This window comes from Solihabitans fulvus, assembly GCF_008386585.1.
Classification (GTDB): domain Bacteria; phylum Actinomycetota; class Actinomycetes; order Mycobacteriales; family Pseudonocardiaceae; genus Solihabitans; species Solihabitans fulvus.
This window is the reverse complement of record NZ_VUOB01000006.1, coordinates 12382-36615: the sequence shown is the minus strand read 5'-3', so window position 1 is coordinate 36615 and position 24234 is coordinate 12382. Positions and strand designations below refer to the sequence as shown.

21 protein-coding genes and 1 pseudogene are annotated in these 24234 nt (G+C 68.1%); 11 read left to right on the top strand and 11 right to left on the bottom strand.

The genetic code is table 11. The features are described 5' to 3' along the window. Positions 1-605 precede the first annotated feature (605 nt). Positions 606-3443 (top strand): hypothetical protein, encoded by a 2838-nt coding sequence (locus F0L68_RS42145; protein WP_188316393.1) that lies wholly within the window; start codon positions 606-608, stop codon positions 3441-3443. 217 nt (positions 3444-3660) lie between these two features. Next, complete coding sequence (locus tag F0L68_RS04710; RefSeq protein WP_149848169.1) at positions 3661-4224, top strand: EF-hand domain-containing protein; 564 nt, start codon at positions 3661-3663, stop codon at positions 4222-4224. A gap of 154 nt (positions 4225-4378) precedes the next feature. Here F0L68_RS04710 and F0L68_RS04705 read toward each other — a convergent pair whose 3' ends face one another. The 6 genes from F0L68_RS04705 to F0L68_RS04675 form a co-directional block, all read right to left on the bottom strand. Continuing rightward, positions 4379-4918 (bottom strand): trypsin-like serine protease, encoded by a 540-nt coding sequence (locus F0L68_RS04705; RefSeq protein ID WP_188316392.1) that lies wholly within the window; start codon positions 4916-4918, stop codon positions 4379-4381. 741 nt (positions 4919-5659) lie between these two features. Further along, positions 5660-6292 carry a DUF7711 family protein gene (locus F0L68_RS04700; RefSeq protein ID WP_149848167.1) on the bottom strand — a complete coding sequence of 211 codons (633 nt, stop codon included), beginning with the start codon at positions 6290-6292 and terminating at the stop codon, positions 5660-5662. Positions 6293-6450: 158 nt separating this feature from the next. Then, positions 6451-8154, bottom strand: a complete 1704-nt coding sequence (locus F0L68_RS04695) for an SWIM zinc finger family protein (RefSeq protein ID WP_188316391.1) — start codon at positions 8152-8154, stop codon at positions 6451-6453. A 61-nt stretch (positions 8155-8215) separates the two neighbouring features. Beyond that, on the bottom strand, positions 8216-10033 hold the full coding sequence (locus F0L68_RS04690; RefSeq protein WP_223198496.1) for a plasmid pRiA4b ORF-3 family protein: 1818 nt from the start codon (positions 10031-10033) through the stop codon (positions 8216-8218). A gap of 16 nt (positions 10034-10049) precedes the next feature. Continuing rightward, positions 10050-11672 carry a rhamnogalacturonan lyase B N-terminal domain-containing protein gene (locus F0L68_RS04680; protein ID WP_188316390.1) on the bottom strand — a complete coding sequence of 541 codons (1623 nt, stop codon included), beginning with the start codon at positions 11670-11672 and terminating at the stop codon, positions 10050-10052. Between the two features lie 23 nt (positions 11673-11695). Continuing rightward, entirely contained in the window at positions 11696-12697 is a 1002-nt protein-coding gene (locus F0L68_RS04675) for an SGNH/GDSL hydrolase family protein (protein WP_149848162.1), read from the bottom strand. Between the two features lie 186 nt (positions 12698-12883). On the opposite strand from F0L68_RS04675, the gene F0L68_RS04665 reads away from it, so the two are divergent. The 3 genes from F0L68_RS04665 to F0L68_RS04655 all read left to right on the top strand — a co-directional run bounded on the left by F0L68_RS04665 (position 12884) and on the right by F0L68_RS04655 (position 13948). Next, positions 12884-13027, top strand: coding sequence for a hypothetical protein (locus tag F0L68_RS04665; protein WP_223198495.1), 144 nt, complete (start codon positions 12884-12886; stop codon positions 13025-13027). A gap of 55 nt (positions 13028-13082) precedes the next feature. Continuing rightward, entirely contained in the window at positions 13083-13601 is a 519-nt protein-coding gene (locus tag F0L68_RS04660; RefSeq protein WP_223198494.1) for an ISAzo13-like element transposase-related protein, read from the top strand. Between the two features lie 92 nt (positions 13602-13693). Further along, positions 13694-13948: a hypothetical protein gene (locus F0L68_RS04655; protein ID WP_149848161.1), complete on the top strand. Its 255-nt coding sequence runs from the start codon at positions 13694-13696 to the stop codon at positions 13946-13948. Between the two features lie 15 nt (positions 13949-13963). Here the strand turns inward: F0L68_RS04655 and F0L68_RS04650 are convergent, their stop codons facing one another. After that, positions 13964-14776: an SDR family NAD(P)-dependent oxidoreductase gene (locus tag F0L68_RS04650; protein WP_149848160.1), complete on the bottom strand. Its 813-nt coding sequence runs from the start codon at positions 14774-14776 to the stop codon at positions 13964-13966. 287 nt (positions 14777-15063) lie between these two features. Further along, positions 15064-15558 (bottom strand): SRPBCC family protein, encoded by a 495-nt coding sequence (locus F0L68_RS04645; RefSeq protein WP_149848159.1) that lies wholly within the window; start codon positions 15556-15558, stop codon positions 15064-15066. Positions 15559-15686: 128 nt separating this feature from the next. Between F0L68_RS04645 and F0L68_RS04640 the strand changes: the two genes are divergently transcribed. After that, the gene (locus tag F0L68_RS04640; protein ID WP_149848158.1) at positions 15687-16388 is read left to right on the top strand and encodes a TetR/AcrR family transcriptional regulator; all 702 of its coding nucleotides are present in this window, start codon (positions 15687-15689) and stop codon (positions 16386-16388) included. Positions 16389-16624: 236 nt separating this feature from the next. Here the strand turns inward: F0L68_RS04640 and F0L68_RS04635 are convergent, their stop codons facing one another. Together F0L68_RS04635 and F0L68_RS44505 are read right to left on the bottom strand one after the other, a co-directional pair. Beyond that, on the bottom strand, positions 16625-16849 hold the full coding sequence (locus F0L68_RS04635) for a hypothetical protein (RefSeq protein WP_223198493.1): 225 nt from the start codon (positions 16847-16849) through the stop codon (positions 16625-16627). Then, positions 16846-17265 carry a site-specific integrase gene (locus tag F0L68_RS44505; protein ID WP_223198492.1) on the bottom strand — a complete coding sequence of 140 codons (420 nt, stop codon included), beginning with the start codon at positions 17263-17265 and terminating at the stop codon, positions 16846-16848. Before F0L68_RS44505 ends, F0L68_RS04635 begins: the two co-directional genes overlap by 4 nt. Positions 17266-17287: 22 nt before the next feature. Here F0L68_RS44505 and F0L68_RS04625 point away from each other — a divergent pair. After that, positions 17288-18466, top strand: a pseudogene (locus F0L68_RS04625) (recombinase family protein); the annotation flags it as partial. A gap of 70 nt (positions 18467-18536) precedes the next feature. Then, positions 18537-19157: a S8 family serine peptidase gene (locus F0L68_RS44845; protein ID WP_223198500.1), complete on the top strand. Its 621-nt coding sequence runs from the start codon at positions 18537-18539 to the stop codon at positions 19155-19157. Positions 19158-19720: 563 nt separating this feature from the next. On the opposite strand, the gene F0L68_RS04610 is transcribed toward F0L68_RS44845, so the two are convergent. Then, complete coding sequence (locus tag F0L68_RS04610; RefSeq protein ID WP_149848156.1) at positions 19721-20608, bottom strand: LysR family transcriptional regulator; 888 nt, start codon at positions 20606-20608, stop codon at positions 19721-19723. 310 nt (positions 20609-20918) lie between these two features. On the opposite strand from F0L68_RS04610, the gene F0L68_RS43310 reads away from it, so the two are divergent. The 3 genes from F0L68_RS43310 to F0L68_RS04595 all read left to right on the top strand — a co-directional run bounded on the left by F0L68_RS43310 (position 20919) and on the right by F0L68_RS04595 (position 23799). After that, positions 20919-21113, top strand: coding sequence for a carboxymuconolactone decarboxylase family protein (locus F0L68_RS43310; RefSeq protein ID WP_223198491.1), 195 nt, complete (start codon positions 20919-20921; stop codon positions 21111-21113). A gap of 12 nt (positions 21114-21125) precedes the next feature. Next, positions 21126-21767 (top strand): hemerythrin domain-containing protein, encoded by a 642-nt coding sequence (locus tag F0L68_RS04600; RefSeq protein ID WP_149848155.1) that lies wholly within the window; start codon positions 21126-21128, stop codon positions 21765-21767. Between the two features lie 472 nt (positions 21768-22239). Next, on the top strand, positions 22240-23799 hold the full coding sequence (locus tag F0L68_RS04595) for an FAD-dependent monooxygenase (RefSeq protein WP_149848154.1): 1560 nt from the start codon (positions 22240-22242) through the stop codon (positions 23797-23799). The last annotated feature ends 435 nt before the right edge of the window (positions 23800-24234 follow it).

Below are 24234 nucleotides of genomic sequence, written 5' to 3'. Positions count from 1 at the left end.
CAGTCGAGTTGTACTGAACCTTCACAGTTGCCATCGCCACGTGATCAAAGAATATCGACGCTCGAAATGTTGACCTACAACGGACCGCAGCAGAGGCAATCCAACCCACCGAGCACGACGAACCGAGAGAAGATTAGCCAGGTATAGCCTGTTAGAACCCTTTGTTCCGAAAAAGTGGAATGCGAGCGACGCCGAACGCCTCCTCCAGGCATAGTGCCGCAGACCCTGTCAGGCCACCGCGAAGTGCTGGTCAGACCACGTCCACCCCGCCGGTCGTGCCACAGCCGAGGTGACCGCCGCCCTGGACCGGTCCAGGGCAACCAACAACGTTGACTGTTGCCAGAACCGGAACTCAAGCGATTGTCCACTTCACGCCATTCGCGATAGGTCAATCAGACTCAGCGTCGACCGCAAGTATCCGTCGGTGACGAGAAGTATTCCGCCGGGCCACCGGGGCCGCCTGCACGCCATTGTCCCCGCACGCATTCACGACCTACGCTCCGCTCGACCATCGTCAGTCAGGCGACGGCCTGTTCGAACCGCACCCTGCTCCGAATCCTGCGAGGGCGCCCTGCTGCCTGCGGGCGCCAGTTCTTGGAGCCCACATGAGATTACCGACCTTCCGGTCGGTCGCCGCCGCACTCCTCGCCGCGTCGACCGTCGGGCTGTTCGTCACCCAACCCATCGCCCAAGCCGACCAACACCCCGCGACACCCTCGGTCCACCGCAACTCCACCATCATCAACCAACTGCACAACGACACCTCGCCCCGCCTGTCCAGCATCCCCGCGCACCTGACCACCCACGACCCCTCCGGCCCTGCGGACACGCTCGGCACCCTGCCGCACTCGACCCGCCCCGCCCACGACCCGGTCGTGCAGAGCACGCCAGGCACCGCGCACGCGCCCACCGTCGGCGCCAACTTCGACGGTCTCGGCCAGGGCTTCTCCGGCCCCGCCGGCACGTTCACCCCCGCCGGCACACCCCCGGACCCCAACTCCGCGGTCGGCGCGACCCAGCTCATGGAGCTCGTCAACAGCGGCTTCGCGGTGTTCTCCAAGACCGGCACCACCACCTACGGCCCGGCCAACACCAACACCCTGTTCACCGGCTTCGGCGGCGCGTGCGAGACCACCGACGACGGTGACGGCGTGGTCCGCTACGACAACCTCGCCGGCCGCTGGGTGATCACGCAGTTCGCCAACGTGCGGTCAAGCTCCGGCCCGTACTACGAGTGCGTCGCGGTCAGCCAGACCTCCGACGCGACCGGCTCCTGGAACCGGTACTCCTTCCAGTACGCCGACTTCCCGGACTACCCGAAGCTGTCGACCTGGCCGGACGCCTACTACATCACCTACAACATGTTCGGCGGCGGTGGCAGCACCTTCAACGGTGCGCAGAGCTGTGCGATGAACCGTGCCGCGATGCTCAACGGCACCCCGGCGACTCAGCAGTGCTTCACCACTTCCAACGCCTACGGCGGCATCCTGGCCGCCGACGTCGACGGCACCACCGCGCCACCGGCTGGCGCGGACAACGTCCAACTGGCGTTGGGCACGACCAGCACGACGCTGGCCTCCTGGCGCTTCCACGTCGACTGGACCACCCCGGCGAACACCACGTTCACCGGTCCAAGCACCCTCACCGTCGCCTCCTACAGCGCGGCCTGCGGCGGCGGGACCTGCATCCCCCAGAGCGGCACCAGCAACCAGTTGGACTCGCTGGCCGACCGCCTGATGTTCCGCCTTGCCTACCGCAACTTCGGCGACCACCAGTCGCTGGTCGTCAGCCACTCGGTGACCGCGGGCAGCTCCACCGGCGAACGCTGGTACGAGTTCCGCCTGGACGCCAACGGCAACCCGACCGTGTACCAGCAGGGCACCTACGCGCCCGACTCCACTTACCGCTGGTTGGGGTCGATCGCGATGGACAAGGCCGGCAACATGGCCTTGGGCTACACCGACTCCAGCTCCAGCACCTTCCCCTCGATCCGGGTGACCGGCCGGCTCGCGGCGGACGCGTTGGGCACCATGACCCAGGGCGAGACCACCATCTTCTCCGGCGGCGGGTCGCAGACCAACCTCTCGCGTTGGGGCGACTACTCCAGCATGAGCGTGGATCCCGCCGACGACTGCACGCTCTGGTACACCCACGAGTACATCCCCAACTCCAACGGCACGGTCAACTGGCACACCCGTAACGCCTCGTTGACCCTGCCCGGCTGCACCAGCACCGGCGGCAACGACTTCTCCATCTCCACCAACCCGGCCTCCGGGTCGGTGACTGCGGGCTCCTCGGCCACCAGCACCATCGGCACCGCGGTCACGTCCGGCACCGCCGACACCGTCTCGCTGACCGCCAGCGGCCTGCCCACCGGGGCGACCGCGTCGTTCAACCCGGCCTCGGTCACGGCCGGCAACTCCTCGACGTTGACGATCGCGACCTCCGCGTCCACGCCCGCCAACACCTACCCGATCACCATCACCGGCACGGAGGGGACCGTCTCGCACACCGCGAGCTACTCCCTGACCGTGACCACCACCGGTGGCGGCGGCGGAATCACCAACGGCGACTTCGAGACCGGCAGCCTGTCGGGCTGGACCACGACCGGCACGACCAGCGTCGTGAACTCCGGCGCCCACACCGGCACCTACGCCGCGCAGGCCGGCGGAACCTCACCGACCAACGGCGACTCCTCCATCGCCCAGACCTTCACCGTTCCGGCCAACAACTCGGGATTGTCGTTCTGGTACAACGTGACCTGCCCGGACACCGTGACCTATGACTGGGCGACGGCCACGTTGAAGGACAACACCACCGGCACCACCACCACGGTCCTGGCCAAGACGTGCACCAACGGCGCCGGCTGGACCCAGGCCACCGCCTCGGTGACCGCGAGCCACAGCTACACGCTGACCCTGATCAGCCACGACGACAACTACGCCGGCGACCCCACGTACACGCTGTTCGACGACGTGACCCTCACCGGCACCACACCGCCGCCCGGCGGAATCACCAACGGCAACTTCGAGACCGGCAGCCTGTCGGGCTGGACCACGACCGGCACGACCAGCGTCGTGAACTCCGGCGCCCACACCGGCACCTACGCCGCGCAGGCCGGCGGAACCGCGCCGACCAACGGCGACTCCTCAATCGCCCAGACCTTCACCGCGCCCACCGGCACCAGCACCCTGTCGCTCTACTACGCCGTGTCCTGCCCGGACACGCTCACCTATGACTGGGCGACGGTCACGTTGAAGGACAACACCACCGGCACCACCACCACGGTCCTGGCCAAGACGTGCACCAACACCGGCGCCTGGACCCAGGCCACCGGCACTGTGACCGCTGGCCACAGCTACACGCTGACCCTGACCAGCCACGACGACAACTACGCCGGCGACCCGACCTACACCAAGTTCGACGACATCACGCTGAACTGACCTCCACGCACAACCCGGAACGGTCGAGGCTCGATCGGCAACACGACGATCCAGCCTCGACCGTTTCGGCCTGTCCGAGGTGTCGGTCGAGCAGTCGACCGAAGGCGGCCATCCAGCGGGCGAGCTCCACCCGGAAGGGGTCGCGAACGAGTGACAGCGCACCGGATCTGCCCCTCGGTCTTGCCCCGCCGGCCGCGCTGGCGGCAGGGTCGCGGACATGTCGGACGCGGACTTTCTGAACGCCAAGATCAATCACGGGTTCGATCGCCTGGACGTCGACGGCGACGGGTTGCTGACCGAACAGGACCACGTCCTGATGGGACAACGGGTGGCCGGGGCGCTCGGCCACGCCCTCGGTTCCCCGCAGGAACAGCGGATCACCGAAAGCTTCGTGCGGATCTGGCGCGAGGTGCACGCACCGCACATCCCCGGCGGCGGCGCCACGATCTCCCGAGAGCAGTTCGTGGCGTCGACCACCACACTCGCCGTCGACCCGCAGGCACGCTCCGTCCTCGGCGCGATCGCCGAGACCTACCTGGCCGTCGCCGACACCGACGGCGACGGTCAGGTAGGTCTGACCGAGTTCCGCACCTTCCAGCGGCCCCTGTTTCCCGATCTGACCGACGAGGCGATCAACGAGGCGTTCGCCCACCTCGACACCAACGCGAACGGCTACCTGACCACGCGGGAGTTCGTCGACGGGCTCGTCGAGTTCTGGACCAGCACTGACCCCGCCGCGCCCGGCAACTGGTGGATGGGCCGCCCGACCTACGCCGAATGACCGTGTTGCGATTATCTTTCGAATTCACCCGCGCTGTGCCGCCCTCGGCCTTCAACTGCCGACAGGCCGCGCGGCGCGCACCTTCTTGTATCCGTCGTAACCATGGCCGAATTCAGCGTCGTCCTTATTCCGAATGGCCGTGGAGTCGTAGTGCTCAGGAGGGGATTCCGAGGAAGCCAGTAACACTGAGGATCCAGTCGGCGACCAGCGAGGTGGGCACTGCGACCGTTCCCGATGTCTGATCACCGTAAGACACGATGCCCTGGACCACGCTGCCATCCCACACCCCGGCCCCGGAGTCGCCGTAGCCGGTAAACCCATTCAAACCGGTGAGGTCCATGAGGTCCTCGGCGGAGGTCACCACCTTCAGCGAACAGACCTTGAGCGACGGCGACGGCGAATCGCCGTCCTTGGTCTCGGCACCCCAACCGCGGATGGCCACGTTGACGCCGGTCTTGATCAACGCGGGACCGCTGCCGTAGCGAACGATGTTCTGCGGCTGCTTGACCGCCCGTGCCAGGTGCAGGATGCCGATGTCGTGCCCCTTGTTCGCGATCTCCTGACTGTTGACGGCGATCTCTTCACCCCGTCCCGGTGTCCGGTTCCCGACCCAGACGCGTGTGTTCGCGACTTTCTCGAGGCAGTTGCATACCTGCGCTGCATTTCGCTCATCTGTGCGGGTGCACTCGACCAACCGAAAGGTTTTTCGGCCTGGTGTCAGAGTTATCAGCGGCAGTTCTGCGATACAAGATCAACAGTGTGGACGACAGAGAATGCTAATAGCTGCGGGCATTCCACTGGAGTGGTCCCGTCGGGTTTCAGGTCGGCGGAGCGGATCCGTGGCACGGACGGAGCAGCCACCTCGCATTCGCACCGTCAGCGGCGACCCGAGAGGCGTACCACCTGGAACTACCCGAATGGGGTGGAGCAGAGCCGTGCCCCTGTTTCGCGGGGTTCGGGGCCGTGCTCCAGTTCGGCGTCACACGGCGATCACACGATGATCGTTCCCAGACAGCAAAAACCCCGCCGACCTGAGGGTTGGTGCAGGTCAGCGGGGTTCGTTCGTGTGCCTAGCACGAGTGGAGCTGAGGGGACTCGAACCCCTGACCCTCACACTGCCAGTCTGATGTGGACAGTGCTTCCCGCCAGCGGAAACAGAGAATCGCCACGTCAAACCCGTTGCCGTCACTGCACTTAAGTGCCGCGCAGCGCAGTTCACTGTAGGTTCAACGCACATCCCTGCTCCAGTTCTGCTCCAGCAGGTTCAATGTGAAGGTCCGGCTTCCAGCCGGACATGTCTTGTGTCACAACATACTCTGACCGCGCCATCGAAAGCGACTCGCAACGCCTCAGTCCTCGAAGAGATCGTCATCCTCGTCCTCATGACGACGCGGCCAGGCCACGCCACCGTACTCCGCGGTGCGGCCGCCGTATCTCACTCGGCGGACAGGCCGTCCGCGTCCTGCTCCTCGCCCAGACGGTGCGCGTTCTCCAGGAGATCGAGATAGCCGTCCGCGGCTTCCCAGAGGGGATTCTCCGGATAGCGGCCGAGCCCTCGATGCTCGTGGCGCCAGTCACGATCCCAGTACTTCTGGTGGACAGCACGGAGTTGCCCCAGCGCCCGGTCGAGTTCCGCGTGGGTGCGCCATCGCAGTTCGGCTGGGCTTGCCGTGATCCTCGGCAGATCCGCGAATCGGCGGTCGCGTAGGGCGGCCAGCACGGCTTCGTCGGGTCCGTCGAGCGACCAGATCCGGACGGGCCCACGGATGGCGTGGTTCCACACCGGCTCGTGCCGGGATCGCCACCAGTACGTGAAGCCGCCCTTGTCCAGCCGCAGGCTGTCCACCAGCCACGCTGTCCCCTGCGGCTGCGAGCGCCAGGGAACCTCGTCAGGAGGCAGGTCGAGCGCGAACGCAACCCGAACCGACTCGATGGGTTCAACACCGTCGAGGACTTCACCGAAGACGTACGCCGCCCGCAGGAACGGCTCCTCGATCGGCAGACGTGTCGCCCGCTGGCACGCATCAGCCAGCAACCGCAGCTTCTCGACGGCTCGGAGGTAACGCATGTTTGGATTGTTCCCCTCGACGCATCGTTGCGCAGCAGGCGCGGTCAACTCGTGTCACGCAAGGTGACTGACGATCGCGGGCGCTCAGCCGGGTCATCCCGAAAGGAGAACGACTGTGCGAACTCGACCCGGTGAACCGGCTGCCGGGAGACGGCTGCTCACGGCAAGTTGGCTCGGTCGAGTTCCTCGCGCAGCGCCCGTTTGGCACGGTGCGTCGTGCGCAGTGCGGCCAGATGGGACTGGAAGTCGTCCGCCCGCTCGCATTGGGCGAACAGCCGACCGGCTTCCGCCAGCAGACGTGCGGCGGTGCGATAGGCGTCGCGGTTCTTGTGACCGATCGCCTGGTCCGCAGCGGCGAGCAGAATCGGGGTCGCATCGTCCGGATGGGTGTTGGCGCGGTCACGGGCCAACCGGAGCCACAGGTCGTCTCGGCAGCCGCCGTCCACGCCCGCCTGCCAGGCCGCGTCAGTATCACCTTCCCACAGCAGCACCTCCACCAACATGGAATGCCCGGCAGGACGCATATAGGGCGTCGGGGTGAACCTGGCCGACGCCGCCGGCTGGGCCCGCAACAGCTCGATCGCCCGCTCTCGCCAGGACGGAAACCCCTCGCCGATGGCATTGTGCAGCGCGATGTAGCCGTCCAGGCTCGGCCCGACCGCGAAATTCGCCCATAGCAGTTCCCCCGCCTCCACCAGGCGTCCGGCGCGACGGTGGCAGTCCGCGGCCAGCGACCGCAGCCGCTCCTCCGGCGGAAACTCCGCCAAACCACGTTCCAGCCACGCCAGCGCCTCGTCATCACGACCGTCCGCGCACAGCCGTTCGGCGATGCGCAGAACGTCATAGCCACTGGCCACGTCATGGGCCAGCACCTCGATCAGCGCGTCGGCGCCACCAGTGGATTCGGCCAGCCGTTCCATCAGGTAGGTGACCACGAACCGCCGACTGCTGTAGTCGTGCGGTTGCTTGGGAGGCAGGTCGCGCCAGGCCCTCTCGACCAACTCCCGGTAGCGGGTCATGCCGGCCGGCCCCAGGATCGGCGCGTAGTCCGGCATTGCGTTCAGAAACACCTCGTAGTCGCTGGCCAGCGCACGTCCGACCAGTAACTCGGCCAACGCGACCGGACCAGGGTCGCCGGCGGCACACGCGTCCAGATGGATCTCCTCCGCCCGGCCGATGGCCTCCCGAAGGCCACCATCGGAGTCGTCGACCTGTCCGGCCGCGCCTTCCAGCAGTTCCAACGCGTACTCGGCCAGTTTCGCCGCCACATCGACAAAGCCCGCGTCGACCAGACCGGCCACCTCGTCCAACGCCTCGTCGACTCCGTGGAAATAGGAGTACGCGGCGCCGTACTCCACAAAGTCGGCGATCTCGATGGCGCGTTCCAGGCGTTCCCGCAGCGCTCGATCGTCATAGGCGGTGCGCGCGTCGGCCCCGGCCGCGACATCCAGGCGCGCCCGCAACACCGAATCAGCCCGCGCCGCGGCCAGCAGTTCATCCACCAGCCATGTCCGGTCCTGGCCAAGCAGGAACTCGCGCAACCGATCGTCGGTGACCGGCTGTGCGCGCGGTTCGCCGACCTCGCCGCCGGCATCCAGCCAGGCCAGAGCCGTCGCGACGCAGTGCTTGCAGAACACCCCTTCTTGCCCATACGGGCAGGAGCAGCGGCCCTTGAGTCCGTTCGCCGTGATGTCCAGCCGCACCCGGTAGACGCTCGTCCCGTCCACCGTCGCGGTCACCGACCTCCCGTCGATCGTGAACCTGCGCACCTGGCCCGCGTCGAAGTACGCCCGCCCCCGCTCAAACGAGCGCGAGTCGGTTAACTCCCGCACGGACCGTTCGGTCACCTCGACCACAGTCATGGACCCATATGGTGTCACCCCGACGACCAGCCCAGCCGAGCCGGCCGACCTCGTGACGCGCTCACGACTTCCAGCGATCCAGTCCCGCCCAGCCACCAGGCCGGGTGACCGACTGAAACTGCCGGCCGAGGTGAGCGAGGTAGGCGGCATGCAGCCAGGCATCAACGGTGCCCGGCCGGAACTCCAGGTCAGCGAAGGACACCAGCCCGTCCGCGCCCTTGCCTCTGCACCGGGCGCGAAGGTCGAAGGTGGCGTCGTCCTCCTCCAGCCCGGTGACGATAACCGGCGCGCCCAGCAGCGTGGCCGGAACCGGGAAGGGGATCTCCTCCTCCAGCACTGTGACGAACGCGGTCACTTCCGCCGCCTCCCCGTCGGCATCGGTCAGGATGACCTCGATGTCGTCGCGTAACTGCGCCGCGCACTCCCGAGTGCCGTCAACCAGGCGAGCGAGTTGGGTGTTGATGTCGGCCCTGTCGAAGGGAGTCCAGGCAGGGGCGTCGTCGTCCTCGCACCAGTCTTCGACCGGCGCGTCGCCGCGGCCGTCTACGCAGACCGGGTAGCTGGTGGTCGGATCCGGCTCGACGACTCTCTCCAGCGCGACGTCGTGCAGCCAACTGGCACCGAAGTCGTAGAGGTAGGAGATCGACCTGCGGCCCCGGTCGAACACCTCACCCAGCGTGATCGTGCCCTCGTCGTACTCGGCGTCGAAATACGGGTCGCCGTACTGCCGGCGGCCGACGGTGAACCCATGCAGATGATCGTCGTCCCAGACGAAGACGATCTGGATGATCTCGTGGAGATCGCCGAGCGTGGCCGACGCTGGGACGAGCACCCTGCGCCAGCACGGCGGACGCACATGCCGCAGGGTGATCTTGAGCTGACAGCTCCCGACGATCTCGCCCTGAGCCTCGGGAGAACCGAGCAGCGCGGTGCCGCGAGCGCCGAGGACCGGCAGCACCCATCGACCGAGTGGAGTGACCCTCCACCGACCGCTCTTGCCGGTTGCAGCGCCGAAGGCGGCCAGCAATTCGACCGCGACCTCGGCCGCGTCCCGAACTCCGATACCGCGGTTGAATGTCCGATAGAGGGCGTAGTCCGAACTGATGATCGTCTGATTGATCACCGTCAGTAGGTCGGCGCCGGTCGGCGCGGGATCGGTGGCCAGCGCCGTCAGCACCAGCCGCCCGATCTCCAGGGACTCCGCCCCGTCCCCGTCATCGGGGAACACGTCCGCTAGTACCGCCGCCAACGCCCGCGACCAGCTATCAAGCACGTCGTCGCCCGTGAGCGACCGCCACTGGGACAGCGCTGGACCTGGCACGGCCTGGTCGCGGCTGATCGCCAGCAGCCCGATGGCCAGCGCCGCCGTCCACGGGTAGTGAAGCTCGGGCACATCGCCCGCGCTGCGCACCCGCTGCGGCACCGTGATATCCAGTGCCCGGCCGGCAAGCGGAACATCCGCGCGCCGGAGCACCCCCTTGGCGGTCACTGGCCGTTGCGCCCCAAGCCATTCGGCCAGGGTCACCGCATGCCGCAACGCCTCGCACTCCCGCGCGGCCGTGGCAAGAGCATGGCTGTCAGCTCGCCGATTCACCGAAGCAGAGTATCCGCAGCACCACGAGGCCAGTTCGCCGGACGTGGTGCGCCGTGCCAGTCCCTGACGAGGCTCGTACGGCATCCGCATGAATGCACGCCCGTCGTGAGCTGCGGATTTCCGCCACCCTCGGGATCGTCCGGCATCGACGCAGTCAGGATGTTGATGTCCCATAACTGCTTCCGGGCCGCCTACGTCGCCCGGGTGCGGCCGGAGGACGGTGGCGGCGACTACGGTCCGAACAGCGGTGGCTATGACCAACTGGGCTTCGGCACGCTGGCCCATACCCTGGGACGGTCCGTCAGTACATGTCCACGCAGTCGTAGGAGAATCCGGCGCTCAGGTAGCCGGCGCTGCCTGAGCCGCTGATAACGTCGATCACCAGGGTGTTGGTGCCTGCGACGAACGCACTCGTCGGCACCTGGAAGCTGAACTGCGCGTTGTTACCCCGATAGGTGCCAATGGTCAGGCTCCGCGACTTCGGTTGGGTCGAGGGCTCGGGCGTCGGGGAGGTCCAGTCGTTGAGCTGAATTTGCGGGCGTGCCCCGGCATAGGCCGCAGTGATTCCAATTCGGACGGTTCGGTCGGTGATCTGGTCCGGGCCCAAGGTGAACTGAATCGTCGTCGGGCTGTTCACGTCCTTCCACTGGTATGCCGGGAAGGAGCTCACGTCACTGTCGCCGACGGTGAAGGTCGTGGGACCCCAGTCGCTCATGCGGGTGTCGGAGGGATGCATCCGGGTCACATTGCCCGCGTTGTTGAACGAACCCGGGGTACCGTCCCAGTCACCGATCCGGAATACCGCGTCCGGTGTGTTCCATGCCGACGCGATGTCCTGCGCGCTTGTCGCACCGGCGGCTACGGTGACCCGGGTGCGGGCCACTTCCAGTTCTCCCTGGAACAGGGTTTGCGCGTAGGCGCCGGGTTTCATCGGCGGACTGGTGAATGTGCCGTCCGGGTTCGGCACCGCCCAGTACTGTGCCTGACTGTTGGCGAACCCGACCAGGCAGCATGAGATACCCGATGCGGTGCCGGAAACGTATCCCCGCCCGGATTCCGGGACGTACCCACGCAGTCCGAGGCCACCCATGAAGGTCATATCCGGCGAGTCCGGTGTTGTCTCGTCGGCCACCATGAGCGCGTACGGGCCGTACAGTACGTCGAGCCGCTGGGCCTCGGTGTCGTTGTGGCCGGACCACAGGTAGTTGTACAGCTCGACGGACGCGCCGGTACCTTGTTGTTCGATATCCCGGAAGAACGGCCCGCCCGAGCTGCTCTCGCGGTTTCCATAGGCCATGTAGACGCCGATGCCGTTGCCGGTTACCCCACGCGGCACCAATTCGACGGCCGGGCGGTTGGAGTAGTACTTGGACCGGGTCTGCCCGCCCACCAGGTCGATGTCTTTCGATTCGATGGGCGTGCCGCCCCGGACATCCGACGGGGTATGGATATTGGCGAGCACCTCGCGGTTGAGGTACTGGATCCAGCGCAGCTCCCCGGCTCCCTTGCTATCCACGTAGGTCGCCATGTAGATGTTGTTGAGGCCATTGACCGCGACGAAGTAGTGGATCAGGGTCCCGCTGCCCCGCCAGTTGGTCACCGACTCGGTGATGACGATGTAGGTTCCGTCCTGCGTCGCGGTCACCCGTGCGGTATTGCCGAGGCCGGACTCCACATGGGATCCGTTGGTCCCGCGCGGCTGTAGCTCGACCCCTTGGTAGTTCAGCGAGATCAGGTCGCCGTTGCCCTTCTTGATGGTGAACGTCAGGCCCGCACCGGTCGACGCGGTGTAGGAAGCGCCATTGTCGGTGAGGCCGAAGCCGGCGTCCGACGGGCGGGCCGCCGCCGCGGGTAGCGTGCCGAAGGTGAGGCCGGCCACCCCGGCCGCGCCCGCCGCCAGGAAACTCCTGCGGTTATGCGCCATGAGGCCAGATCTCCTGTCGTACTTCAGCCGATGAGCGGGGCGAGGCGGTCGGCGATCTTTCGATGTCCTTGATCGTTGGGGTGCACGTGGTCCACGGTGTCGGTGGCTTCGTCGATCCATCCCTCGGTCGGGACAAAGTGGATGTCCGGGTCGGCAAGCGCGTTGACCGCGTTCTGTGTCTCCGTGACGTATCGCTTGCGGAAGGTCTCCAGGGCCAGGATCGTCGCATCCGGATACCGGTCCCGGACGCGGTGGAGCAGGGTGATGTACGAGGCCTGGAACTGGGCGCTGCTGACGTGGTGCCCCACGTCATTGGTGCCGAGGTTGATGACGACGGTGTTCGCCTGATAGCGCGAGAAGTCCCAGTCGGGCGTGCCGGCGTCCAGCCCGGTCTTGAGGAACCGGTCCCGCATGCCGAGACAGCCGTCGGCGGACGGAGTCAAGCAGGAGCCGCCGACGGCGATCTGGGTATGCCCGGCCCCGAGCTCCTCCCCGACCAGCCAGGGGTAGGCGGTCAGGGCCTGCTGGCTGGAGCGCTGGCCGACGGTGATGGAGTCACCGATGAACTCGATGATCCGGGACGGAACGTCCGGTTCTGCCGTCTGGGCACCGGGATCGAGGATCACGCCCTGGAACACGGCGTCACCATGGTAGGAACCGGCCACCGGCCGGTAGGAGACGCGCAACGTGTGGATTCCCGGGTCCAGCGGGGTAGGCGTCAGGTCAACGGTGCCGCTGACTCGCTGGTACGGCGTGAAAGGTTCGCCGTCGATGCTGGCGAACAGGTCGATACCGCCCCGCTGGCGCAGTTTTACGGTGGTGCCGGTGAACCCGACCACCACATACCCGCCGGCCCATTCGGACACGTAGGCGGTCGGCGAGCCGGTGTCCCAGCGGCCGAAGTACCTGATGTTGGGGTCGGTCGGCGAACCGACGCCCACATCGGAACATGCCGACCCGGTAGGGGCGACCCCCATGGCCATGGCGGTAACGGCCGCGATGAGTAGGGATACCTTCCGCAGCATGAAGACCACCCCAGACTGTTAGCGCTAACATACAGTTGGCGCACCAGGCTATTACTCCACCTGCGGCGTTGGCAACCAGGCCCGGAGTCAGCCGACGGCGTTCGTACCGCCAGGACGGCGCCGTAGGCCGGTTTCTTGTTGCCACCGCAGTCGAACAGCAGCGGATTGTCGTTACGCCACGAGATGATGCTGATCATCATCGCGGGACATATCGACCTGTCGATCGGATCGGTGGTCGCGCTGTCCGGCGCGATCGCCGCCGTGTCGATGGTCGACTGCACGTCCCTTGGTTGCCCGCCCTGTTCATCACGCTGGTCGCGGGAACGGTGATCGGCGCCTGGCACGGCTATTGGGTCGCGCATGTCGGCATCCCGGCGTTGGGGCCTTGCCACCGGATGTTGGACACCAGGCACAAAAGAAGGAGCCGATCGGCGACTTCGCCCGCCCCGGCCGCACCTGGCGCCCCAAGGGCGAGCCGATCACCGCACCGGACCACGACTTCCTCGATCCCGGTGCCCCCGTCGCCATCCCGTATGGCACCTACGATCTTGGCCGTGACTATGGCTGGGTGAACGTGGGCACCGACCGCAACACCGCCGCCTTCGCGGTGGAGTCCCTGCGCCGCTGCTGGAATGCCCAGGGGAGTCTCGATTACCCCGGCGTCGACCGGCTCCTGGTCACTGCGGACTCCGGCGGGCGGACAGCCGCTGACCAGCTACGAGGTGCTGCTGCAGACCATCTCGGCGACCCGCACCAGCACCGGACTGACCGTCAGCGCCACGCTGGACGAGAACACTGCCCCACCGGCCGCATACTCATCAAGACCGAGCGCGCGACCGTCATGCAGCGGGTCGAGCGGCACGCCTTCCACGGCGAATGGAACTACACCATCGCCCCAATCTGACTCGCCTTGCCCGCACCCAGCGCCTGTCGATGAGCCGCCCGGCGCCCTTCGCCCTCGCTGAGCACTTCGCATCCCGTTGGAGGATTCCAACCATGACTCGCGATCACGCCGACTTCTATCTGGGCACCGGACCGGACGCCCGCTGGCTGGGCTCCCTGGTCGAGGTCGGCGGTCCCGACCAAGTGTCCAGACTCGACACTCAAGCAGGTCACTGCCGCACACCATCACCGGTCGCCGGCGGGCACACCGTCGACGAGCTGTTCGCCGAGGCGATGGTCTACGCGACGCTGACCACTGCGGACCGGGTGGTCGCCGACCTGACGGCGGTGCGCTGGCCGCTGGCGTGAGTCACCCGTCAGGGGCTACTCCGTCAGGGCTGCGGAGAGCGCGCGGAGCCGAGCCCGGGCGTCGGGGTCGGCCGCCTGGTCGTGCGGGCGACCCGGCCTGACACCGTCGAAGAACCGGCCGGACACGTCGTCCAGGCCCGCGTCCACCACCAGTCGCGCGGTGGCGCGGACGCCCTCGTCGAGGCTGCTCATCGGCGTCGGCACGATCTTCGTCGGCATGTAGGTCGCCGGGTGCAGGGCATTGGCGGTCACCCCGCTGTCCGCCAGTCGTTCGGCGAGGTCGACCGTGTGCAGGATCTGCGCGAGCTTGCTCTGGCAGTACGCCCGCACGCCGCCGTAGTTCCTGGTCAGCATGACGTCGTCGAAGTCGATGGCCTCCTGGCCGAGGCTGCTGACGTTGACGATCCGCGCCGGCGCCGCGGCCCGCAGCGCGGGCAGCAGCAGCTCGGCGAGCAGGTAGCCGGCCAGGTAGTTGACGGCGAAGCGAAGTTCGTGGCCGTCGGCGCTGGTCTGCCGCGCTCCGCCGCCAGGCACGGTCGCGCCGATACCGGCGTTGTTGACCAGGGCGTGCAGCCTCGGGTGGTCGCGCAGCACCGTGTCGGCGAGGCCGCGCACCTGGTCGAGCGAGCCGAGATCGGCCCGGTACCAGTGCAGCCGCGCCGCCGGCGTGGCGGCCCGGATCTCCGCGAGGGTGGCGGCGCCGCGCTCATCGTCGCGGCCGTGCACCAGGACGGTCGCGCCCCTGGCCGCGAGGTCGGCGGCCAGCGCTCGGCCGAGGCCGTCGGTGCCGCCGGTGACGAGGACGGTCTGGTGGTCGATCGGGTGCATCGTGTGTGCTCCTGTGCTCCTGCGCTCCGGTTGGCGCGGTCAGGACACCAGCCTCGGCCCCGCCCCCGCCGTTATCCAGGTTGTGTCCATGGTGGTAGCGGCAGTGCCAGGCTGAGGTGAGCACGCCGCGCGCGTCAGCGGCCCCGCCGCCAAACGCTGGCGGTCACCAGAGCCAGCGTTCGAGGAACCCAGCCCAGACGAAACCGACATGGGTGTAGCTCTTCCTGAGTGAGCGTCAGATCAGGCTGCGAGGCTGAGGAAGCTGCGCCAGGAACGGCCGTTCGCGTTCAATCCTGTTGCTCGGCGGCCGCCTTCACTGCCCGGAGCCAGTCCTCGTGCTGCCCGCGCAGCCGGTCGGCGGAGAAGAGGAGGCCGATCAGCGGTGCCGCCATCGACTCCTCGATGCGCAGCACGGTCGCCCCGTCCGGGGTTGGCGTCAGCACCTGCCGGTCGATCGCCCGGACGCCCATGGCGACAGCGCTCCAGGTGAGTTCACGGTTGACGTCGACCACCGCGAACCGGGCCCGCATGACCGTCCGGCCCATCGCCCAGACGAAGTCGGCATCTTCGGCCACGCCGGCGTCGAGTTCGAGCACTCGGCGCCCCGGCAGAACCTGCGGCCAGCCGGTCGGGTCGGCGATGAGCTGCCAGACCCGCTCGACCGGTGCCTCGATCCGCAGTTCTGATGCGCTGACCACCGGCGCATCCTGGTCGATCCGGCGGCGCTTGGCGTACCCCTCGTGCAGTTCCTGCCGGGCCGGACCGCGGTAGAGCAGCTTCATGGTGAACCCCCTGGGCGAACTGGTTTCGGATCGGTGCTCCGATCCGAGAGCAATGCTCCCTCAGGTCGGAACCTCAAGTCAAGAGCAGTGCTCTCGATTTGCGACAGGTGCTCGGCTAAGGTCGTGCCATGACCGCTTCACGAACCGCGCGCGAGCGCGCCCGAACCGAGCTGACCAGGGAAATCGTCGAGGCCGCTCGCCGCCGACTGGCCACCGAGGGAGCCGCCGGTCTCTCACTGCGTGCCGTCGCCCGGGACCTCGGCATGGTCTCGTCCGCGATCTATCGCTACTTCCCCTCACGCGACGAGCTGCTCACCGTACTGATCGTGGACGGCTACAACGCGCTCGGCACGGCGGCCGAAACGAGCGAGAGCGACGAAACCGACTACGCCGGCCGCTGGCTCGCGCTCGGGCATGCGGTCCGGGACTGGGCCGTCGCCCACCCCCAGGAGTACGCCCTGCTGCACGGCTCCCCCGTGCCCGGCTACCGTGCCCCGCAGGACACCGTCGTACCGGCGATGCGGGCCATCCAGGTGTACGGCCGCCTGGTCTCCGAGGCCCATCGGGCCGGCGCGGCCGGCACACCGGTCGGCTTCCCCGACCCGCTCGGGCTGCTGGCGGCGGATGCGGAACGGGTACGGCAGGTCATGCCCGGAACCCCCGACGGCCTGGTGCTCCGCGCGGTCGGCGTGTGGACGGCGCTGTTCGGGTGGATCGGATTCGAGCTGTCCGGCCAGTTCGAGGGCACCCTGCTGGAACGGCGGGCAGCCTTCGACCACCACCTGCACTGCCAGGCCACGCTCCTCGGCCTGCCCGCCGGAGCGACCTGACCCCGACCGACTGCGGCCCGGCCCGGTACAGCGGCAAGCCCGATCTCAGTCAACGCGTTCGGGTGTAGTTCGAAATAAGTGATCTTTCGGGTGGTTTGTATTCCTTTCAAATGCACTGGGTGGATTGGGTTCTATGGTGCTGGTGTCAGCCGACTCCTCCTCGAGGAATGGCGACGCCGGAGGTGATTCCTTCGGGGCTGGTGTGCTGCAGCAGGGTGGATCGTGTTGGACGGTCATCAGGGGCGGGCGTCCTTCCACGAATGCGAGGTCGTCGTGTGGTTCCGACGGCTGACGTCGGCGGCGTAGGTGGTCCAGTCGCCGGCAGAGAGGCGTTGCCGGGCGAGGGCGACGTCGGTGTGGATGCCGAGTGTTCGGGCAAGGATCGCGGCGGGGATCTCAGTGGCGAGCTGGAGGAGCGCGGTGCTGCGAGCCTGGCCGGGCCGGATCCCGAGGTTGTTCAACCGGTCGGTTCGTACTGATCACCGAGATGACGCTTACGCGCCACCGGGTTGACCCGGCCCGCCGTCGCCGCCAACGTAGTCCGCGCCGTCGCGCGGAGCTTCGTGGCCTGCTTGAGCCACAGCACCAGATCCCGCACCTCGGCGGGCGTCGCCTTGTCCCACTCGACGCCGACCACCTGCAACCATCGCCACCAGCGCAGCAGGTCGTAGGCGTAGCTGCGCACCGAGCCCAGCCGTAGACCACGTCCAAGCCCTGCTCGACGCCGATCCCGCCCTGCGTCCGGCCGCGCTGGCCGACCTCGTCGAGCAGCGGTTCGGCACCCGCGTGCACCCGCGCTCGATCGAACGGGCGCTGGCCCGCCGCCGTGAGGAACCCAAGGAGCGTCCCAAAAGCAGCCCCTGACACCGCCGGCCACGGCGCGGCCGCGGCCGGCGGCTATGAGGAGCTACGCACGGCCGTGCTGTCCGGTCGGGGGCAGGGATGGCGGCTGGGCTGGGGCGTCCTGGCCAGCCGCGGCATGGCCGCCTGGACCGTCGCACGACAACAGGTTCTCGTTGTCCCGCAACGGAATCCACGCGGCCACACCAGCCAGAACACGGTCACGCCGCCAGCGCAAGCCACCGAGCTGGTGCGGGTGCTGGCCAGCATGGCCCTGGCCCATCTGCGACCGGGCCGCGACCAACCAGGAAACGAGCGAGGAGACGAGCGTGAACACCAGCGCCGCCAGCGCGGCGGGCAAGGTCACCCACGAGCACCTGCGGCGTGACGCCTACCTCTATGTCCGCCAGTCCACCCTCAAACAGGTCCTGTCCAACACCGAGTCCGCCACCCGCCAGTACGCGCTACGCGGCCGGGCCGTCGCGCTGGGCTGGGACCAGTCCCAAGTCATCGTCATCGACACCGACCAGGGCCAGTCCGGCGCGTCGGCGGCGGACCGGGAGAGCTTCCAGCGGCTGGTCGCCGAGGTCGGCATGGGCCACGCCGGGATCGTGCTCGGCCTGGTCCGCGACGGCACGGACACGGTCGTGCGCGACCCCGACGCCAGCGTCGCGGGCGCGGTGGCGCGCGTGTTCGACACGTTCACCGCGACCGGTTCAGCGCTGGCGGTGGTCAAGGCGTTCGCCGCCGACGGGCTGCTGTTTCCCCGTCGCCTGGCCACTGGCCCCCGCGAGGGCGAGCTGTCCTGGGGGCAGCTGGAGCACTCCCGGGTCCTGCAGGTGCTGCACAACCCCCGCTACGCCGGCGCGTTCTTCTACGGTCGCCACGCCCACGGCCGTGGCCCCGGCGGCAAGGCCACCACTCGCGTGCTGCCGCGCGAGGAATGGACCGTCCTGATCACCGACGCGCACGTCGGCTACATCAGATGGGACCAGTTCGAGGCCAACCAGACCCGGCTGGCCGCCAACGCCACCGCCCACGGCAAGGACCGCCGCGCCAGCCCGCCCCGCGAGGGCCCCGCCCTGCTGCAGGGCATGGTGGTCTGCGGCAAGTGCGGCGGCCAGATGACGGTTCGCTACCACACCCGCAAGGGAATCGAGGTCCCCGAGTACGTCTGCCAGTCCGAGGGCATCCAGCGCGGCAAGGCCATCTGCCAGCGCATCCCCGGAGCGGGCATCGACGCGGCCGTGGGCAGGATCCTGCTGGACACGCTTACCCCGCTGGCCCTGGAAACCGCCCTGACCGTCGCTGGCAGGAAACCAGAGCGAGCAGGGCAACCCCGCCACCTACCCCGCCTCGTTCCCCGGCGTCGTCAGCGTCACCGGGATCGACGAGAGCAACCAGTTCTGGCCACAAAGCGAATCCGGACCACAAACCACCCTGGCCGCCCCGGCCGGCCGGATCTTCTCGGCCAACGACCAGGGCCGCTACCTCCGCGGCGACGGCACCAGCTACGCCGCCCCCTACGTCGCCGCGGCCGCCGCCCTGGTGTGGTCCCAGCACCCCGACCTCACCGCCAACCAAGTCACCCGGCAACTCACCACCACAGCCGACCACAAAGGCACCACGCCACGCGATGACCAGTACGGATACGGCATTCTCAACCCCCTGCGAGCACTGACCACGGCTCCCAACCACGACACCACGAGTCCACTCGCCGAGGACAGCCACACCTCCACTCCCCCACCAGACAGTTCGCCGCTCCTGGCCATCGTCGGTGCTGGGGTGGGCGCAGTGGTGGTGATCGGTGTCGCCGCCGTCCTCTACTGGCGTCGGCGACACCGCGCGGCCACCGCCGCGGCAGTGCCCGCCAAGCAGCACACCGCCCACCGCACCACCGGCACACGACCCACAGCCCGACGGCGATGAACGCCCGACCAACACCGCACCCGGCGACCAACAGCTTGAAGCACAAGGGGACAGCATGCCGATCCTGACGAAGCTCCGTGCTGTGCCGAGGAAACGCAAGTGGATCGCCGCCTGCGTCGGCCTCACCGTCCTCTCCGCCGCCGCCGTCGTGTGGGCGCACCCAAAACATGGGCAACACCAACAGCCGGGCGGCTGGTGCTCGAAGACACCTACACGGTGTGAGCGCCAGCCGCCTGTCGTTGTTCGAAGTCGACCCTGCCCGTAGCGAGCACAATCGCGCCTCGTTGACCTGCGGGTCGTGACTCGTCACTGACGAGCGCGAGCCCATGTCGTTCAGCGGCTAGGTTCGAGTTGCCGCCACCGTCAAACCAGGTTGAGTTGCTTGCCGGGGTGATCAGTCACAGCCGCAACCAGCTCCTTGATCCACCAGGCCGGCATCCGCAGCCCCTCACATGGTGGCTGGAGAACAGCCGGTCGGACCCGCCGCGCGACATCGCGGCGACGTCCGCTCGGTTGACCGCTGCGGCGATCCGGGACGTGAACGCGACGCCCGTGCCGGACCGTTAGAAGGTGATCGGGCCGACGTCTCGGATGGTGGCCGCGAGCGCGCGGATGAGGTCATTCTCGGCCTCGGTGCGCCAGATCAGGACGTAGCTCAGAGCCGGCATATCGGGGAGCGGCAGCCAGCGGATGCCGGGCGTGCCCCAGTACTCGGTGACGTGGCTGGGGAAGGGCATGACGATCTCACCCATGCCGACGACCGTGATCAGGTCGTCGGCGTACACAGCGTGGTGGACCCGCTCGATCGTCCGCCCCCGGCGCGTGTGGAACGGCAGATAGCTGTCCTCCCAGTAGTCCAGCTTGAGCTCCGCCGAGCCGGTGGAGAAGTCCGCGAGCATCTCCAGCGAAGCACTGGTGCTGGAAGCCAGGGCATGGTCCTCGGCGACGGCCAGGATCCGGGGATCGGTGAACAGGATCGGGCCGACGGTCAGGTCTGGCTCCTCCACGGGCAGCCAGGCGACGAAGGCATCGAACTCCCCGTTGCGGAGCTGGCCGAACGGCTCGGTGAAATGCGCGAGACGGATCTGGAGCTCCCACTGCGGGTGCCGGGCGCGGAACGCCTTCCAGTAGTGGTGCAGGTGGCTGATGTTGAACGGCATCATCCCCACGCGCAGTCGGGCGGTGACGCCGCGGGCGGCCATCCGGGCGCGCTCCATCGACTCGTGCAGGCCCGTGTAGACCGGTCGCAGGTCATCGCGCAACTGCCGCCCCACCTCGGTCAGGCGCACGCTGCGGCTGGTGCGGTCGAACAGAGGCGCGCCGATCCGCCGTTCCTGGGCCTTGATGGCCTGGCTGACCCTGGCCTGGGAGACGTGCAGCCGCTCGGCGGCGCGGCCGAAGTGCAGCTCCTCGGCCAGCACCAAGAAGATCTCGATGTCCCGCAGCTCCACCGGCACCCCTCCGCGCTGGGACGATAACCACCGAGTTATCGATCGCGTCCGAAGTCTACGTTGATCAGGAAGTTCGGGGCGCAAATGCTTGTGGCATGGAACCACGCATGAAGAATCCCGCGTTCGTCCCTCCCCGACGCCATGAAGGGCATCGGCGCCATCTTCAGGCCGTCAACGCCGGCGGCGTCTCCCATGAGTTGCAGGCGATCGTCGCGCTGCGCAGGTCAAGGCCGGCGAGAGCACCGAGCTGATCGCCGCGGTCGTCGCCTGGCGCGAAGCCGCGTTCTACGCCGACGCCGAACGCGCCGCCTTGGAGCTGGCCGAGAAGTCCACGCGGCTGGCCGACCGCTCCGCCGACGCCGTGGGGGACGAGCTGTGGGACCGGCTGCGCGCGCATAACGACGAGCAGCAACTGTCCGCGCTGATCCTGCTGATCGGCGTCACCAACATGTTCAACCGCCTCAACGTCGTCGTGCACGAGCCGGTCGGCACCACCTGGAGCTGAGGAAAGTCATCCATGACCGACACCATCGACCTGACCGCCATGTACGCGATGCACGACGCCCTGCGCCGCGAACTGGCCCACCTGAACCGGATCACCGCCGCCGCCGACGTCGACGCCCGGCAGGTACTGGCCACCGCCGCCGGCTGGCAGCTTTTCAAGACCGCCCTGCACATCCACCACAGCGCCGAAGACGACGCCCTGTGGCCGGTGTTGCGCGAAAACCTCGCGGGTCAACCCGCCGAGCTGGCGCTGCTGGAGGCCGTGGAAGCCGAGCACGCCGCCCTGGACCCGGTCATCGAGGCCATCGACGCTGCGCTGACCGACCCCGACCCCGACCCGGCGCGCCTCGGTGACCTGACCGACTCGCTGGCCACGGGCCTTGCCGGGCACCTCAAGCATGAGGAGGACGCCGTGCTGCCGCTCATCGCGCAGGCGGTCACCGCTGAGCAGTGGGGGCATTTCGGCCAGGTCCACGCCCAGCGCATCGGTCTGGACGCGCCGCGACTGCTGCCGTGGCTGCTTGACGGCGCCGACGAGCAGACCACGCAGGTGATGCTTGCCCCGCTGCCCGAACCCGCACGCGGCGCCTACGCCGCAGCCTGGCTCCCGGCGTACACCGCCCTGAACCGCTGGAGCCCCGGCACCGCCGCCTGACCGGTCCGGACGCCGGCACGTAACCCGCGGACATCATCGAGGCCTGCCGCGCCGACGTCGCCCTCTCTCGGTGCGGCGCGGCGACGAACGCTCTGAGAGGTGGCCGCGCCGTCGACGACGTTCGAGCCGGCCTTGCTGATGAGGGTAAGGAACTTCTCGTTCCACGCGGCTGCGTCCGCAAGGCCCGTGGGAGATCCTCCCGAGCCGACTGTGTCGGCGTACGCGGCCCACCGCCGCTTCTCGAGGAGATTGCCAGTCCACAGTGGACGGTGAAGGGAAGGTGCGTACCCACTCCTCTTCCCTTCTCAACTTATAGCGCACCGGGGGGCTTGTGGCAAGACCAGGGTCGTGCCGCAGAATCGCCCGCCGAGGCCAGAACCTGCGGAAATAGGAGTAGCGAAGTGCGTGTGTTGTTGTCGACGACCTGGTCGCGCGGAGACGCGACGAAGGACTGCGCGGGGAGTGGCCAGTGATGGACGCCGACGTGATCATCGTGGGCGCAGGCCCGACCGGCCTGATGTTGGCCGGTGAGCTGCGCCTGGCCGGAGTGCGACCGCTGGTGCTGGAGCGGCAGCCGCGGCCCCGAGACACCCCGAAGGCCAACGGTCTCGGCGGGCAGATCCTGCAACTGCTGCGCTACCGAGGGCTGCTGGAACGATTCACCGCGGCCAGCACCGACCCCAGCCCGGCTCCCCGATTCCCGTTCGGCGGTGTGCATCTGGACTTCTCGCACCTGGTAGATCCTCCGCTGCATGCGCTACAGGTCCCACAACCGCGACTTGAGCGCCTGCTCGACGAACGCGCCGGCGAACTCGGCGTCGACATCCGCCGAGGACATGAGGTGGTCGGGCTGAGCCGGGACGACGTCGCGGTGACCGTGGAGGTGCGCGGCCCGGACGGGCCGTACCGGGTGACCGCCCGATACCTGGTGGGCTGCGACGGCGCGCGCAGCCGGATCCGCGACATGGTCGGCATCCCGTTTCCCGGCATCAGATATCCAGAGGTTAACCGGCTCGGTCAGGTCGCCATGCCCGATTCGGTGACGCTGCTCGACAACGGTGACTACGAGGTTCCCGGCCTGGGTCGGCTCCGTGCGGGTTTCACGCGAACGGACCGCGGTGTGCTCGGGGTCGGGTCGCTCACCCGCGACGATCTGTTTGTCTCCACCACCGAAGACGAGTCCGCCGAATACGACGATGACGCGCCGATGACCCTCACCGAACTCCAGGACAGCATCCGTCGGGTGCTCGGCGCGGACCTCCCTCTGGGAGAGCCGAATCGGCTGTCGCGCTTCACCTTTCAGGCCCGGCAGGCCGAACGGTACCGCGACGGGCGGGTCCTGCTGGCCGGCGATGCGGCCCATCTGTTCCCCGCCACGGGTGTGGCACTCAACGCCGGCATGCTCGACACAGTCAACCTTGCCTGGAAGCTGGCCGCCGACATCCGCGGCTGGGCGCCGGACGGCCTGCTGGACACCTATCACGACGAACGCCATTTCGCCGGCGCACGTGTGCTGCTACAGACCCGGGCCCAGGTGGCGCTGAGGCGCGGACACGACCCAGCCGCCGAAGCGCTTCGGGAAGTCTTCCGGGAACTGCTCGCCGACGAGCAGCCATTGCGCCGCATAGGAGCCCTTGTCGCCGGCACCGACATCCGCTACCCGACACCCGGCGCCGACCAGCACGCCATGACCGGTACCTTCGCACCCGACCTCACCCTGCACACCGACCAGGGCACCACCACTGTCGCGGAACTCATGCACACCGCACGGCCCGTCCTCCTCGACCTCGCCGACCGCACGGAACTTCGCGAGATCGCCCGAGACTGGCAGCATCGCGTCGACATCCACACCGCCAAAACCGATCATCGACCAGCCGACGCCCTCCTGATCCGCCCGGACGCCCACATCGCCTGGGCCGCGACCATCAACGAACCCGCCGACACCACCGCCCCCGCGCTGCGAGAAGCGCTCTCTGGCTGGTTCGGCGCACCCCTGCAAACGACAGTGCAGATCGTCGGTCGGCCCTCCTGATCGGCTGACCGGACACCGCCAGGAGCGCTCAGCCCGTTGGCTGCAATCACTCCGACCCGCAAGATCCTCCATGTTGCCTGACCCACGCGCAGTGCTCGCTGCTGTCGTCGCTGCTGGGCATGCCGCGGTCCTGTCAGTGGCCCAGCCAACGCCAACTCGCCGACCACACCGGCCTCGAACCGCGCTAGGTCTCGAAGCTCGCCCGCGCCCTGGAGGACGCCAGCCTCTTCGGGCGCCTGCGGGATCCCACCGACACCCGCGCGGCCAACCGTCGCTCACCGAACAGGGCCACGAGGTCACCAGCCGCGCGATCCCGGTCGTCCAACAACTCGCCGATCGGCTCCTGGAGCTCTTGGGCGGCCTGGACGGCCGGCGCGCCCGGGCGCTCGTCCGCGATCTGACGGCCCTGCTCGACGCACCACTCGAATCCCGGAA

What these genes read in the sequence shown, in the direction of transcription:
- F0L68_RS42145 (WP_188316393.1), top strand. Translation starts at nt 606, where the DNA reads ATGAGATTACCGACCTTCCGGTCGGTCGCCGCCGCACTCCTCGCCGCG.
- F0L68_RS04710 (WP_149848169.1), top strand. Translation starts at nt 3,661, where the DNA reads ATGTCGGACGCGGACTTTCTGAACGCCAAGATCAATCACGGGTTCGAT.
- F0L68_RS04700 (WP_149848167.1), bottom strand. Translation starts at nt 6,292, where the DNA reads ATGCGTTACCTCCGAGCCGTCGAGAAGCTGCGGTTGCTGGCTGATGCG.
- F0L68_RS04695 (WP_188316391.1), bottom strand. Translation starts at nt 8,154, where the DNA reads ATGACTGTGGTCGAGGTGACCGAACGGTCCGTGCGGGAGTTAACCGAC.
- F0L68_RS04690 (WP_223198496.1), bottom strand. Translation starts at nt 10,033, where the DNA reads ATGGGCCAGCGTGCCGAAGCCCAGTTGGTCATAGCCACCGCTGTTCGG.
- F0L68_RS04680 (WP_188316390.1), bottom strand. Translation starts at nt 11,672, where the DNA reads ATGGCGCATAACCGCAGGAGTTTCCTGGCGGCGGGCGCGGCCGGGGTG.
- F0L68_RS04675 (WP_149848162.1), bottom strand. Translation starts at nt 12,697, where the DNA reads ATGCTGCGGAAGGTATCCCTACTCATCGCGGCCGTTACCGCCATGGCC.
- F0L68_RS04665 (WP_223198495.1), top strand. Translation starts at nt 12,884, where the DNA reads ATGCTGATCATCATCGCGGGACATATCGACCTGTCGATCGGATCGGTG.
- F0L68_RS04655 (WP_149848161.1), top strand. Translation starts at nt 13,694, where the DNA reads ATGACTCGCGATCACGCCGACTTCTATCTGGGCACCGGACCGGACGCC.
- F0L68_RS04650 (WP_149848160.1), bottom strand. Translation starts at nt 14,776, where the DNA reads ATGCACCCGATCGACCACCAGACCGTCCTCGTCACCGGCGGCACCGAC.
- F0L68_RS04645 (WP_149848159.1), bottom strand. Translation starts at nt 15,558, where the DNA reads ATGAAGCTGCTCTACCGCGGTCCGGCCCGGCAGGAACTGCACGAGGGG.
- F0L68_RS04640 (WP_149848158.1), top strand. Translation starts at nt 15,687, where the DNA reads ATGACCGCTTCACGAACCGCGCGCGAGCGCGCCCGAACCGAGCTGACC.
- F0L68_RS04600 (WP_149848155.1), top strand. Translation starts at nt 21,126, where the DNA reads ATGACCGACACCATCGACCTGACCGCCATGTACGCGATGCACGACGCC.
- F0L68_RS04595 (WP_149848154.1), top strand. Translation starts at nt 22,240, where the DNA reads ATGGACGCCGACGTGATCATCGTGGGCGCAGGCCCGACCGGCCTGATG.